Below are 13,615 nucleotides of genomic sequence, written 5' to 3' on the forward strand. Positions count from 1 at the left end.
AACACCGTGCTAATTTCACGCTACAGTGACTAACAATAAGGCATTTGCACGATTCACCATGTGCTTAAAGGAGCGAATCATAGACGCAAATCTATACTTTAGCAAATTTGCCAAAAACATTAGCTTACTACTTGAGTTTAAATAGGATAATTCCCATTAACTAAGCATCATAATATGGCGAGTAGTCTCCCCGATAGAACATCGCCTTAATAACGCAACAGGCTAACAGTAAGCCATACAACTTCCCCCACACTCTCATTAAAAAAAAGTATTTCAATTTTTAATTTTTTTGCTACAATAGTTCTTATTAGAACAGTTAATACTAGTTCAATCGGAGATAAACATAATGACTGTAGTACGTTACACCACAACGGCGATTATTTTACACTGGCTAATGGCATTGCTGTTATTTGGTCTATTAGGGATTGGTTTTTACATGGCCGATTTACCCTTATCCCCACAAAAATTGCAATTATATTCATGGCATAAATGGATAGGTGTTACCGTCTTTTTACTGGTTTTACTCCGCCTAAGTTGGCGACTAGCCCATCCCGCGCCCGCTTTACTCAGTGGCATGCAATCATGGGAAATCTACGCCGCACATGGCACACATATCTTATTGTATGGATTAATGTTTGCTATCCCCTTATCAGGTTGGTTAATGAGTTCAGCCGCAGGGTTTCAAGTCGTTTACTTTGGCGTGTTGCCTTTACCTGATTTAGTCGCTAAAAATACTGAACTAAAAGAATTATTTGCCAATATACACGGCATATTGAACTTCATTTTAATTGGCTTGGTCGTGTTACACATTGGCGCAGCGTTAAAACACCAATTTATTGCAAAAGATAACCTATTAAAACGGATGTCATTTCTTTAATTACAAAGAGGTTTACGATGAAAATACGAGTTTACTTACTGATGGTTGTGGCGTTGTGTTTCAGCCCTTGGGCGCACGCATTGGAATACAGTGTTGTGCAAGTGGAAAAAAGCAAAATCACTTTTGTTTCTAAACAGATGAATGTTCCTGTAGAAGGACAATTTAAAACCTTCAACGCGCAACTACAGTTTGACCCAAGCAAACCAGAAAACACGACGACTAAAATCGAAATTGACCTAAACAGCATTGATTTAGGCAGTGACGAAGCAAACACCGAAGTTAAACGTAAACCTTGGTTTAACTTATCCGTTTTCCCAACCGCTATTTTTAACAGTAGCAAGGTCAATACACTGGGCGAAAACAGTTATGAAGTCACGGGTGAGTTACAAATTAAAGGCAAAACACAGGTAGTTACCATTCCTGTTACCGTTAAAATGCTTGATTCTACTGTTGAATTAAGCGGGCAGTTCATTTTAAAACGCTTACAATTCAACATCGGTGAAGGGGCTTGGGCAGATACTGAAACCGTTGCTGACGAGGTAACCGTTAATTTTACCCTCCTTGCGACTGCAAAACCTTAAGCAAGGCTTTACTACTTATTGATTATTTGGAGTTTTACCATGAAAAAGACATTCTTAACCGCAGTGATGTTTGGCTTAAGCAGTGCTGTATTTGCCGCCGATACTTACACAATTGACGCAACTCATACATTTCCTAGCTTTGAAATCAACCATTTAGGGTTTTCCACTCAACGAGGGCGGTTTAACAGCACAAAGGGAAAAGTGACGCTGGATATCGCAAACAAGAAAGGTTCTGTTGAAGTCATTATCGACGCAAAATCCATAGATACAGGGTTTGAAAAGCTAGAAGAACACCTGCGCGGAGAAGACTTTTTTAATGTTGAAAAGTTTCCTACGTTGACTTTTAAATCCACCAATATCGGCTTTAAAGATGACAAGCCCGCGTTTATTGAAGGGAACTTAACCCTATTAGCTACCACCAAACCCGTGACATTGACGGTTAATTATTTTAATTGTGGTACAAACCCGATTAATAAAAAGTTTGAATGTGGAATAGATGCAAGCACTAGCATCAAACGTTCTGAATTTGGCATGGCCACTTATGTACCCGCTGTTGGTGATGAGGTGAAAATCACGATTCAAGCGGAAGCCATTAAAGATTAATTTTTTGCGTAAATTTCCTTAGCATTGACAAATAGGGAAATCCGCTAGAAGTGAAACAATATTCAAGGATTAGCCATTTAAAAAACGGCTAATCCTTGTCCGTTTAATAAACGATTAAAATACGTTTGATTCATCACATACTTTTCCTCGCTTTTGATTTTATTCTCCTTTAGATAAACTATCCGCACGATTCGCTTTTTAAGCGATGACATAATGCTATAAAACACACCTAGACTACTTGCTTATGCGGGAGAAACGATGACACGTTTTTTAATTATCACGGGCTTTTTTTTATTAACCATATCAAGCGTTAATGCAACCGAAACCACCACACTTAACACGGCAGAACAACAAGCGTTAGAAAGTCAGCTAGTTGCACATTATCGTGACACAGTTAAGAAGTTTGGCGGCACACTGCTGAAAGAGTTACAAAGTAGTTTGCAACAGGATGGCGCTATCAGCACTATTGCCGTCTGTAATGAAAAAGCCCCTCAAATTGCGAAAATCCTTGCAGAAGAAAATAACCTAAGCCTTAAACGGATTAGTTTAAAAAATCGTAATGCCCACAATGGTGTATTGACAGATAGCCAAGAAGCAACGGTTTTACAGTCTTTTGTGGAACGTCAGGCAAAAGGGGAAGATTTAAGCAAGGTTGAGCAACTCACCAAAATTGAAAAAGACGGACAAACATATTACCAATTTATGAAAGCTATCCCGACAGGTGCGGTATGTTTAACCTGTCATGGCGAGAAAGTGGATGCCGTCTTGTACGACAAAATAAAAGCTTATTATCCTGATGATAAAGCAATTGGCTTTAAAGAAGGTGAATTGCGCGGTGCTTTTTTAATCACCCAACCTGTTAGTCAAGTAATTGAATTATATAAACAGGGTAAATTACCCGCCGTAACACCATAAATAAAAAAGGCGAAACGCGCAATAAAGTGTTTCGCCTTTTTTCTGCCTAAAAAGTATAGTAAACGCACTAAAAACGATACAGAGGATTAGCAGTCCTGACAGAACCGCTAATCCTAAATTTAAATCACTTCATGGCGCATTTGCTACAATTATTTTGCTGGTAAAATAGTCACTTCCACACGACGATTTTGTTTACGCCCTGTCGCTGTTCCATTATCTGCAATGGGGTTTTCTTTGCCCAACCCTGTGCTACTCAACAGATTTTCAGCTACCCCTCGTTTTATCAACGCTGTTTTAACCGTTTCTGCCCGTTGTTGAGATAAGGTTAAATTCGTCTCAGGATTTCCACTAGAATCGGTATGTCCTTCAATAAGCACTTGTCTATTAGGCAATGCTTTGATTAATTCAGAAACTTTATCTAATAAAACCAAATCATCAGGAAGTGCAGATTGTCCACTTGCGAAAGGTAAATCACGTAAAATCAGTAGAATACCTTTCTCTGTATAAACACCACCTAATGCAGTCACTTGTCCCATTGTGGCTAAGAGTTCTGTATTTGCCGTTTCTGCTTTTAAAGCACGCGTTTCTGCAATGACTGCTTTTTCTTGTTCTGCCGTTAGGCTGGTTTCTAGGGTTTTTACTTGTGCTTGGGCTGTGCTAGCTTCGGCTGTCGTTTTTTCTAATGTTGCGCGTAATTCTGTCACGGTTGCGCGGGTCGTTTCTAATTGCGTGCTTAGCTCTGTTTCTAATGCACGCATTTTTGCTTGCGTTTGTTGATTGGTTGCTAACGTTGTTTCAGCTTGTTGTAATTTTTGAGTTAAATCGTCAATATTTTCTTTCGCATGACTGATTGTCGCATCGGCACTGGCGGCTTGTTCTGTTTTTTCAGCGGTTAGATTTTCAATGGCTTGCCGTAATTGCAGGATGGATTCTTCTGCTTTTTGTTGCGTTTGTTCTGCTTGCTCAAGTTGGCTTTCTAACGTTGCCGTTTGTTGTTTGTTTTTAATGTCTGCATCGCGTGCCGCACGCACATTTTCAACAAAAGTGGCTTGTACTGCATAAGTTTTTTCTTGCAAATCTTTGAACGTTGCCTCTAGCGTTTGCAAGTCATCTTGTTTTTTCTGTAATGTCGCGTTGTATTCGGCTTTCATTTTGTCTAACGTTTCCGTTAGTTTGGTAACAGCATCTTGATTTAGTTTTTCAAGCTGTTGTTCATGTTCAACTTTTAAGGTGGTAATGGTTTGTTCTGCGTTGGTTAAAGAATCGGTTTTTTCGGCTAAGGTGGTTTGTAGCGTGGTTAATTCGGCTGTTTGCGCGGTGAGGTTTTTTTGGGCTTCTGCAACGCTTGCCTCTAAGGTTTTAATCTGAGTTTGTGCTGCCTCTAGGGCTTTTTTATGTTCTTCAGTGGCTTGTGCTAATTGTGCGCGAATATCTGCAAGGTCGGTTTCTGTTTTGTGCAGGGTTTGTTGTGCCTCTGTGGCTTGGGTCGTGAGGGCTTGCTTGTCTGTTTCTAACTGTGTGGCGGTTGCTTGCAGTTGGGTATATTCGGCGGTTTTCTTGTCTAACGCGGTTTGTATCGTCGTTAGTTGTTCATTTATCGCTTGTTTTTCAGTTTGTAATGTTGTTAAGTCTGTTTGTGCGGTTGTGAGTTGGGGGCGTAAGGTCTCTAATTCAGTGACTGCGGTTTGTCGTTCGGTTTTTAGCGTTTCTACGCTGGTTTGTAAGGCATCATATTCTGTTTGTACTTTTTCTAAGGCTTGTTGTGTTTCTGCTAAGGTTTTTTCAATCGCTTGTTTTTCTGCTTGTAACTGCGTCATGACACGATTGTGTGTGGATTTTTCTGCAAGATTATTTTTTTGTAAATCAGCAATGAGCGTTTCGGCTTTACTTTGGGTACGGGCTAAATCTGCTTGGGCTTTTTCTAATGCTTGTTTTACTTCTTCTACATAATTATGGGTTTCTGTTAATTCTGCTTCATACTGAATGCGTAGCTCTTCCATCGCCTGTTGTAGCAGGAAGACATTTTGTTGTGTGGCTTGTGTTTCTGTATCTGCTAGGCGCAAACGGTCTAATAATAGGCGGGTTTCTTGTGTAACTTCAGCGTCAGTAGCATTGGTAGTGCTACTCATGGTTGATGCGGGAAGGGTTGCTGTGTTTGGTGTTGCAACTGCATCGGCAAGAATAGGGATGGAATCGGCAAAACCACTGCTTACGGTTAGTGCCGCGAACCCTATTATAATCCCGTTGATGAGCGTCAATTTTGCTTGGCGAGGTATCTGCATATTGTTTTCTCCTGAGATTTCAAAGTGGTTTTAGAGAGAAATTGATTGTTGTTTTTGTAGGATAAAAACTTTGTGACACACGCGATGTGTTACACATAATGACAAAATGACAAGACAAAAACACGGTATGAATTATAAATTGCCTTATTAATGTATTCGGTCTTGTTTGGTTTGGAAGTATTGAGAATTCTGCTTTAGCCCCTCTAACGAGAAAAGTGTAATCGTCAATCTAGCTTCATGGCAATTCATTTTCGTTTTATGCGACCGTTTTCGATACAATAACATTTTTTCGCCTACGATATGCCTAAACCATGATGCTGGATACTTGGCAAGCTCAGTTACAATTGTACTTTACACAACGTGTCACCCGTACGGTCTTGAGTCAGCGACGACATTCAGGGCCTTTACAAATTCAACGTCCGTTTTATCCTGAAACGAATGGCACTTGTCATGTTTATTTGTTGCATCCACCGGGGGGGATTGTTGGCGGTGACCATTTGCAGATTCAAATTCATGTCGATAAAAATGCGCAAGCATTGATAACGACACCTGCTGCAACAAAGTTATACGCACATCCTACGCATTTTTCCCAACAAAATATTCAATTAACCGTTGCACAGCAGGGTATTTTAGAGTGGTTGCCTCAAGAAACGATTGCGTTTAATGACAGCCGAAGCCATAGCCAGTTGCGCGTTATGCTTGCGCCTGACAGTGTTTTTATGGGATGGGATATTGTCTGTTTGGGACGACCTGCAAGTCATGAACGATTTATGCAGGGGCAATTGCGACAAGCGATTGAAATTTATGTAGGAAAAACACCCTTATGGATTGAACGCGCGTATTATCAAGGTGATAGCCCATTACTAAGCAGTGCATGGGGATTGGCTGGTTATCCTGTTGTTGGCAGTTTTTTATGTGCTGTTCCAACGATAACAACGTGGGCAATGGATGAATTACGCGAAACCTTGCACAACTGGTTCACAGAACCTTCATGTTTATGTGCATTAACAAGTGTCGAAGGGATGCTTATTAGTCGTTATTTAGGGAATCATGCAGAACAAGCAAAGGCTTTTTTTACGGATGTTTGGACGGCAATACGTCCTAGCATTTCGCAACGTCCTGCTTGTCCGCCGCGTATTTGGGCAACCTAATTTTTATTAGACAGGTTGTTAAAAATGGATAATGCCGCTTCAGGCGATGTTATTTGTGTTTTTAATTCTGAAAATTCAGTTGATTCTGAAAATTCTGCTTTAGACAGGCTTTAACCCATGATTTATTTAAAGCTAGGCGCGTCCGTGATAAATAAGCCTTTTTAGCAACAATTCGCTATAATCAAATCACTATTTTATTCACTTTTATCATTATTCTTATGTCACAACTTTATCAGATGCAATTGAGCTTCGACCCCTTGGAAGATCGTTTGCAATTCCGAGTGAATACACACGACAAGGCAGAATACCGCTTTTGGTTTACACGCCGTTATGTCCGCTTGTTATGGGCGGTCTTACTGGAAATGTTAAAAGAAGTGGAAGCAGGCAATCGTTATACAGACCCTCGTGTACAAGCCGCTGTTTTATCTTTTCAACATGAAAATATGTTGCAACAGATGGATTTTTCCAAACCGTTCGAAGCGAATAATCAACAATATCCTTTGGGTGACCAAGCGGTTTTACTCTCGCGTATCAGTCGCAAAAAACGTGATGATGGCTCACACCTATTATGTTTACATCCAAAAGAAGGGGCAGGCGTAGATTTAGTTTTGAGTGAAAGTATGTTGCATTCTCTCTGCAAAATGTTATCGGAAACGGTCAAAATGGCAGAGTGGGATTTACGCTTGCAAATCGGGCAAGAATTTTCTTCCTCACATGCACGCAGTGTGAATTAATAGACAGTGAGGTTGGTTGTGGAACGTTTGGATTTTGTCTTACCTGATTTTACGCGGATTAGTTGGGTGAGTGAAGAAGCACGAAGCCAATGGGAACATCGCTTTACTCGTTTGATTCAAGTCTGGCAAACGGCGGAGTGGCAATCCGTAAAAACGGGGATGCGTGGTTGCTGTACGTTGGTTTTATCGCCAACACAATTCATTGAGCAAGCCAGCCTGTGGATAGAACAAGGCTTAGTCAGTTTGCCACTGGAAATGCAGGCAGTCGCGCAATATGCAAATGCACAAGCCTTATTACAAGTTGCGGGTGATACGCCTTTTTTATTGCGTGTGGCTGTTGGGTATCCTGCGGCAATTCAGGCTTTACAACGGGCGATTAATCAACAAGATGAGGCAGAAATCAGTCGCTTAGTTGGATATCCTTATTGTTGTTATCAAGCCTTTCATCATTACTGTGCAGAACAAGGGTTTATCGACATGACATGGCATAGCGCATTAGCTAGTCATCATCAACCCGATAGTGAATCACAATTAATTAAATTATCATCCTGTATAGAAACCAATTTATTTTGGCAATCTTTAGGCTTGCGCTTGATTCCGCATAATCCCTGCCGTTACGATTGTCCCGCGAGCATTGAAATGGGTAAACAATTTATATTGCTATTACAACAGCTTGGTTTTACAGAGGAACTATCTTGGTTACAAGAAATATTTGATTTTCCTGTTGCATGGTCGGCATTACATGGCATTGCGGAAATAAAAACCCCGCTGTTAAAAATTTCTACAACAACTGATGCAACACCAACAAAATATATCGTGCATTATCAAGGACAAACTTATCCTTTAGCAGGCGGACAAGGATTAACATTTCCCTATCGTTTAGCGCGCCAACCTGTACTGAGTCAATCGCCAAGTTTTAAGCGAGGGCTAGCACATCGACTTGAAAGGCGTTAATAATGAGCGTGGCTTACTATCTTGTGGTAAATCAATCAACGGCTGATATGTCAGCGATGATAGACGGCAAACTATTGGGTAAAAATGCCGAGATGATTAATCAGTTAGCGATGGAACAGGATTTACCCTTACTTGATGATTTTGTTGGGATGGATGAATCATTAGCAGAACAATTTGAACTGTCAGAAGAAATTATTAGCATGGATAATCAATGGTTTAATCCAGAGCAAGGCATTGAATGGTTTTCAACCATGATGGGCTTGATAGCGCAACAACCGAACCATATTGCACATATTGACGAATTATTACTTGAGTTACAATTATTTATTGATGTATTGCAACAACTAAAAGCCCATAGCCTACAGTGGCGATTAGGGATAGATTATTAATTTTTAAACTAATTCCCGATGTCTGAGTAACACGCCATCCCGTTTTTGATTAAACAATTGCGCCAACTGTTCTGTAATATATACGGAACGATGTTGCCCCCCCGTGCAACCCACTGCAACGGTTAAATAACTACGGTTATCCGCTTCAAATTGTGGAATCCAAACGCTTAAAAACTCACTAATATGCGCCAACATTTGCTGCACTTTGGGTTGTGATGCTAAAAACTGCACAACAGCATGATCACGACCTGTTAAAGGACGTAATTCTGGGTCCCAGTGCGGATTAGGCAAACAACGGACATCAAAGATAAAATCTGCTTCTTGCGGAAGACCATATTTAAATCCAAAGGATAAAAATAAAATAGAAATCGATTGATTAATTTGTAAATCAGTACGTAGCCGTATCATGTCACGCAATTGATGAACGTGCATCTGGCTGGTATTAATTCGAATGTCTGCACGACTAGATAACGGCGCAAGCAATTGCCGTTCATACTTAATCGCTTCCGCTAAGGGTAATTGTTTGGTTGTTAGCGGATGTTTACGACGGGTTTCGCTATAACGCTTAATTAATACCGCATCATCCGCTTCCAAAAAAAGAATTGAATACGGAATATCCGTATCACTCAAAGTTTGCAACAAACTGGGTAAATCATGCAATGCGGCCGTCCGTGCATCAACTCCTACGGCAACATAATCATGTAAATTCGCCAGTTGCTTCGCCTGTTCTGCAAACGCAGGTAATAAACTCACAGGCAAATTATCCACGCAATACGTCCCCATATCCTCCAAACTATGCAAGGCAATGGTCTTTCCTGCCCCAGATAACCCACTGACAATTAATAGCTTCATATTTAATTCCGTTTGCCAAATTCCTTTAAGCTCACTTTATTATCACCGAATTGGTATTACATAACCTGAGTTCGGGATAAGAAATTCTCGTTCCCACGCTCCAGCGTGGGAACGAGATAAACCAATTAAATTTATTAATTTTTCCCTATTTCTTATCCCGAACTCAGGTTACATAAGCTACGCGCTATATTCCTTATGGACGCTGTTAATATCACCCCATCAAATCAATCACCATTGACAGGGTGATAAAACTTAAACCGCTGCGCGTTGTTCTAAAATTTCTACAGCGGGCAGTTTTTTCCCTTCTAAAAACTCTAAAAATGCACCACCACCTGTAGAAATATAAGAAATTTTATCCGCAATACCATATTTATCAATGGCTGCCAATGTATCCCCACCCCCCGCAAGCGAAAACGCAGGACTGTCAGCAATTGCCTGCGCTAAGGCTTTTGTACCCGCGCCAAACTGGTCAAACTCAAACACACCAACAGGGCCATTCCAGACAATCGTACCTGCTTTTTTCAATAATTCAGCAAATTGTGCAGATGTCTCAGGGCCAATATCAAAAATCATATCATCCGCTTCAATATCAGTAACTTTCTTCAAAGTCGCGGTTGCATTTTCGCTAAATTCTTTTCCAACCACGACATCAACAGGGGCTGGAATATCCCCCCCTTTGGCTTTTGCTACGCTTGTTAAACGTTGCGCCTCTGCAACTAAATCTGCTTCAAACAAAGATTTACCAATCGAATTACCCTGTGCAGCAATAAATGTGTTAGCAATACCGCCACCGACAATCAGTTGGTCAACAATCCCCGACAAAGAATCTAATACAGTGAGTTTGGTAGAAACTTTAGAACCACCGACAATAGCAATTAACGGACGCGCGGGATTTTTTAACGCTTTTCCTAAGGCTTCTAATTCGCCCGCTAACAAAATACCAGCACAAGCAACAGGGGCATATTTTGCAACACCATGGGTAGAGGCTTCAGCACGATGAGCCGTACCAAAGGCATCCATGACGTAAATATCACATAAACTTGCCATTTTTTTCGACAGCTCATCGTTATTTTTCTTCTCGCCTTTATTAAAGCGGACGTTTTCAAATAACACGACTTCGCCTTCTGCAACGCTGAATTGTCCCTCTAACCAATCTTTAATCAAGCGCACAGGTTTACCAAGTAACTCACCTAAATGCGTAGCGACTGGTTGCATGGAAAATTCTTCGTTATATACACCTTCTTCAGGACGACCTAAATGCGACATTAACATAACTTTTGCACCCGCTTGTAGCGCGTGTTTCACATTAGGTAATGCCGCTTGAATCCGTGCATCACTGGTAACTTTACCGTTTTTAACAGGTACGTTGAAATCTTCCCGAATTAACACCCGTTTACCCGCTAAATTCAACTCAGTCATTTTTAAAGTTGACATGCCAAACTCCTTAAAGTTATTACAAATTTTTTTGTTAGTCTGCATTAAAGAATAGTCTGAATCAGGATTTGCAAAATTAGCTGAATTAATCGAGCGTAAAGACAAAAAGTAACATGGATAACATCGCTTCAAGCAATGATACCTATGACAAATGGTCTGAATAAAAGATGCTTTTAAATTCAGTTAATGCTGAAAACTTAGTAAATTCTGATGCAGACTATCCTTTAATCCATAATAATCAGAGATTTTTTAACTACTCAATATCCCGCAATAATTCATTTAATCCGACTTTTCCGCGTGTTTTTTCATCAACTTGTTTCACAATAACCGCACAATACAAACTATACTTTCCGTCAGCAGAGGGTAAATTACCTGAAACAACAACAGAATAGGGCGGGACATAACCATAAGTCACTGCACCCGTTTCACGATGATAAATTTTTGTACTTTGCCCGATGAAAACGCCCATAGAAATGACAGAGCCTTCACCGATAACCACGCCTTCTACAATTTCAGACCGTGCGCCAATAAAACAATTATCTTCAATAATCGTCGGTGAGGCTTGCAAGGGTTCTAAAACCCCACCAATTCCAACCCCGCCCGACAAATGCACATTTTTCCCAATTTGCGCACATGAACCAACCGTTGCCCACGTATCCACCATTGTTCCGCTATCCACATAAGCCCCAATATTGACATAAGAAGGCATTAACACAACGTTAGGCGCAATATATGCCCCTTTACGCGCTGTGGCAGGGGGAACAATACGCACGCCTTGCTCACGAAAATCTTTAGAACTACAGTCTGCATATTTGGAGATAACTTTGTCGTAATAATTGGTAAAACCACCTTTAATAAACTCGTTATCTGACACACGGAAAGATAACAATACGGCTTTTTTCAACCACTCATTAACAACCCATTTTCCCTGTAGCTTCTCTGCAACCCGTAAAACACCACGGTCTAGCAAATCGATACTTTCCCGAATGGCCTCTTCAATCACAGGATTTATGTGACGTGGGCTTAATTCTGCGCGATTGTTAAAGGCTTCTTCAATTGTTTTTTGTAATTCACTCATTAAGTTAAACTCCTAAAGGGTTTCTAAAAAGTGGCGAATACGGTGGGCGGCTTCACGACAATCCTCAACATCAGGAACAAGGGCGATACGAACCCGATTTTCACCCGGATTAATCCCATCTATTGTGCGTGATAAATAACTACCCGGTAGCACTGTAAGCCGTTGGGTTAAATATAATTGTTGTACAAATTGCGTATCACTAATCGGGATTTTTTGCCAAAGATAAAAACTGGCGGGCGGTATTTCTATCGGAATAACAGGCGATAAAATCTCGCGCATTAAAGCGAATTTTTCTCGATACAAATCACGATTTGTTTTGACATGCGCTTGTTCTGCCCATGCCACCACACTTGCTGTTTGTACCGCTAAGGGCATCGCGCAACCGTGATACGTTCTATATAATAAAAATTGTTGTAAAACAGTAGTATCCCCCGCGACAAAACCAGAGCGCAATCCGGGTGCATTCGAACGTTTTGATAAACTGTGAAAAATAACGCAATTTTTAAAATCTGTCCGCCCCATTTCGGCACACACGGCAAGTAAACTGCTCGGTGCTTGGTTTTCATCAGCGTACAATTCCATATAACATTCATCGGCTGCGATAATAAAACCGAATTCATCTGATTTTTCAATCAATTTACGTAATGTTAATTTATCTAGCAACGTGCCACTGGGATTATTGGGCGAACAAATATAAATCAGTTGGCAATCCGCCCAAACATCAGCGGGAATTGCGTCGAAATCAGGTTGAAAATTATTTTCTGCCAAGCAGGATAAATAATAAGGACTTGCGCCTGCTAATAATGCAGCCCCTTCATAAATTTGATAAAACGGATTAGGCATTAAGACCAAAGGATTTTTTTTCCGTCGGTCAATAACCGTTTGTGCAAAAGCAAACAGGGCTTCGCGTGTGCCATTAACAGGCAGCACTTGCCGTTCTGGGTCTAACGTGACGTGTGCAAGTTCAGGAAATCGTTTAGCTAACCATTGGGTAATTTGTTGACGTAATGCCAAGATTCCCTTTGTGGTTGGATATTTACCTAAATCCGTTGTTAGTGCTTTTTGCATAGCATCAACAATAAAAGACGGTGTTGGGTGTTGTGGTTCACCGATGGATAAATTAATTTCGCGCAGGTTGGACGGTGGCGTAATCCCTGCTTTTAAAGCGGTTAATTTTTCAAAAGGATAAGACTGTAAACGGCTTAAATCAGGATTCATGGCAGACGATTAACAGGCAGTGGAAAAAGGAGAATAAGTATAAAGGAAGCGAAAAGTGTGAGGGGTAAAATTTTTTAATGGTAATGGTGAGTTTGAATAGGGGTGTTAAGGTAAAAGAGGACTTTTTGCAGAACAATCATCGAAGCTTGTTATTAAATAATAAAAAATTATTGTATTATAAGTAGATAGCTACGAATTGCTGATAAATAATAGTCAAAGCTAAACCCGCTAAATTTAGGATATTAAAGAACATATCGGAATGCTTCCTAAATATAATAAATTGTTTATTTAGTTTATTTTATTCAAATGCAGCAGATACGGTAAAATAACTTGTTGGGTGATAAGGCTTATCATGCGGATGAACGGGTTAGTCGTATTTTAAGATAGTAAAGCATAAAATTTTGATTCTGTTCAACAAAGAATTTTTTATAATCCATTCCTTGTTGCAAAAGTGAGATAATTAAATCCTATTACTTTAACCTTTTCAAAGAAGATAAATTTAATAAAATCAGGCAATTCACTATTTTCCTGCATCAGCAAAACCATT

The 13,615-nt window shown here is 40.2% G+C and carries 13 protein-coding genes; 8 read left to right on the forward strand and 5 right to left on the reverse strand.

What is annotated here, in order from left to right; genetic code table 11:
* Positions 1-346: 346 nt before the first annotated feature.
* The 4 genes from AL038_RS07945 (at position 347) to AL038_RS07960 (ending at position 2,976) form a co-directional block, all read left to right on the forward strand.
* On the forward strand, positions 347-877 hold the full coding sequence (locus AL038_RS07945) for a cytochrome b (protein ID WP_062151465.1): 531 nt from the start codon (positions 347-349) through the stop codon (positions 875-877).
* A gap of 17 nt (positions 878-894) precedes the next feature.
* Positions 895-1,458 (forward strand): YceI family protein, encoded by a 564-nt coding sequence (locus tag AL038_RS07950; protein ID WP_062151468.1) that lies wholly within the window; start codon positions 895-897, stop codon positions 1,456-1,458.
* Between the two features lie 39 nt (positions 1,459-1,497).
* Positions 1,498-2,061 carry a YceI family protein gene (locus tag AL038_RS07955; RefSeq protein WP_062151471.1) on the forward strand — a complete coding sequence of 188 codons (564 nt, stop codon included), beginning with the start codon at positions 1,498-1,500 and terminating at the stop codon, positions 2,059-2,061.
* Positions 2,062-2,319: 258 nt separating this feature from the next.
* Positions 2,320-2,976, forward strand: a complete 657-nt coding sequence (locus tag AL038_RS07960) for a Tll0287-like domain-containing protein (RefSeq protein WP_062151474.1) — start codon at positions 2,320-2,322, stop codon at positions 2,974-2,976.
* 149 nt (positions 2,977-3,125) lie between these two features.
* Here AL038_RS07960 and AL038_RS07965 read toward each other — a convergent pair whose 3' ends face one another.
* Positions 3,126-5,258 (reverse strand): OmpA family protein, encoded by a 2,133-nt coding sequence (locus AL038_RS07965; protein ID WP_062151477.1) that lies wholly within the window; start codon positions 5,256-5,258, stop codon positions 3,126-3,128.
* A 311-nt stretch (positions 5,259-5,569) separates the two neighbouring features.
* Between AL038_RS07965 and AL038_RS07970 the strand changes: the two genes are divergently transcribed.
* The 4 genes from AL038_RS07970 to AL038_RS07985 all read left to right on the forward strand — a co-directional run bounded on the left by AL038_RS07970 (position 5,570) and on the right by AL038_RS07985 (position 8,486).
* Positions 5,570-6,409 (forward strand): urease accessory protein UreD, encoded by an 840-nt coding sequence (locus tag AL038_RS07970; RefSeq protein WP_062151480.1) that lies wholly within the window; start codon positions 5,570-5,572, stop codon positions 6,407-6,409.
* A 218-nt stretch (positions 6,410-6,627) separates the two neighbouring features.
* Positions 6,628-7,143: a hypothetical protein gene (locus AL038_RS07975; protein WP_062151484.1), complete on the forward strand. Its 516-nt coding sequence runs from the start codon at positions 6,628-6,630 to the stop codon at positions 7,141-7,143.
* A gap of 18 nt (positions 7,144-7,161) precedes the next feature.
* A complete protein-coding gene (locus tag AL038_RS07980) occupies positions 7,162-8,097 on the forward strand; it encodes a hypothetical protein (RefSeq protein WP_062151487.1) in 936 nt (311 codons plus the stop codon).
* Positions 8,098-8,099: 2 nt separating this feature from the next.
* Complete coding sequence (locus AL038_RS07985) at positions 8,100-8,486, forward strand: hypothetical protein (RefSeq protein WP_062151490.1); 387 nt, start codon at positions 8,100-8,102, stop codon at positions 8,484-8,486.
* Positions 8,487-8,489: 3 nt separating this feature from the next.
* On the opposite strand, the gene rapZ is transcribed toward AL038_RS07985, so the two are convergent.
* From rapZ to dapC, 4 genes are all read right to left on the reverse strand, one after another.
* Positions 8,490-9,338 carry an RNase adapter RapZ gene (rapZ, locus tag AL038_RS07990; RefSeq protein ID WP_062151492.1) on the reverse strand — a complete coding sequence of 283 codons (849 nt, stop codon included), beginning with the start codon at positions 9,336-9,338 and terminating at the stop codon, positions 8,490-8,492.
* Positions 9,339-9,590: 252 nt separating this feature from the next.
* Entirely contained in the window at positions 9,591-10,772 is a 1,182-nt protein-coding gene (locus tag AL038_RS07995; protein WP_062151495.1) for a phosphoglycerate kinase, read from the reverse strand.
* A gap of 253 nt (positions 10,773-11,025) precedes the next feature.
* A complete protein-coding gene (gene dapD, locus AL038_RS08000; protein WP_062151502.1) occupies positions 11,026-11,850 on the reverse strand; it encodes a 2,3,4,5-tetrahydropyridine-2,6-dicarboxylate N-succinyltransferase in 825 nt (274 codons plus the stop codon).
* A 12-nt stretch (positions 11,851-11,862) separates the two neighbouring features.
* Positions 11,863-13,068 (reverse strand): succinyldiaminopimelate transaminase, encoded by a 1,206-nt coding sequence (gene dapC / locus AL038_RS08005; protein ID WP_062151505.1) that lies wholly within the window; start codon positions 13,066-13,068, stop codon positions 11,863-11,865.
* Positions 13,069-13,615 lie beyond the last annotated feature (547 nt).

This window comes from Beggiatoa leptomitoformis (genome assembly GCF_001305575.3).
GTDB lineage: Bacteria > Pseudomonadota > Gammaproteobacteria > Beggiatoales > Beggiatoaceae > Beggiatoa > Beggiatoa leptomitoformis.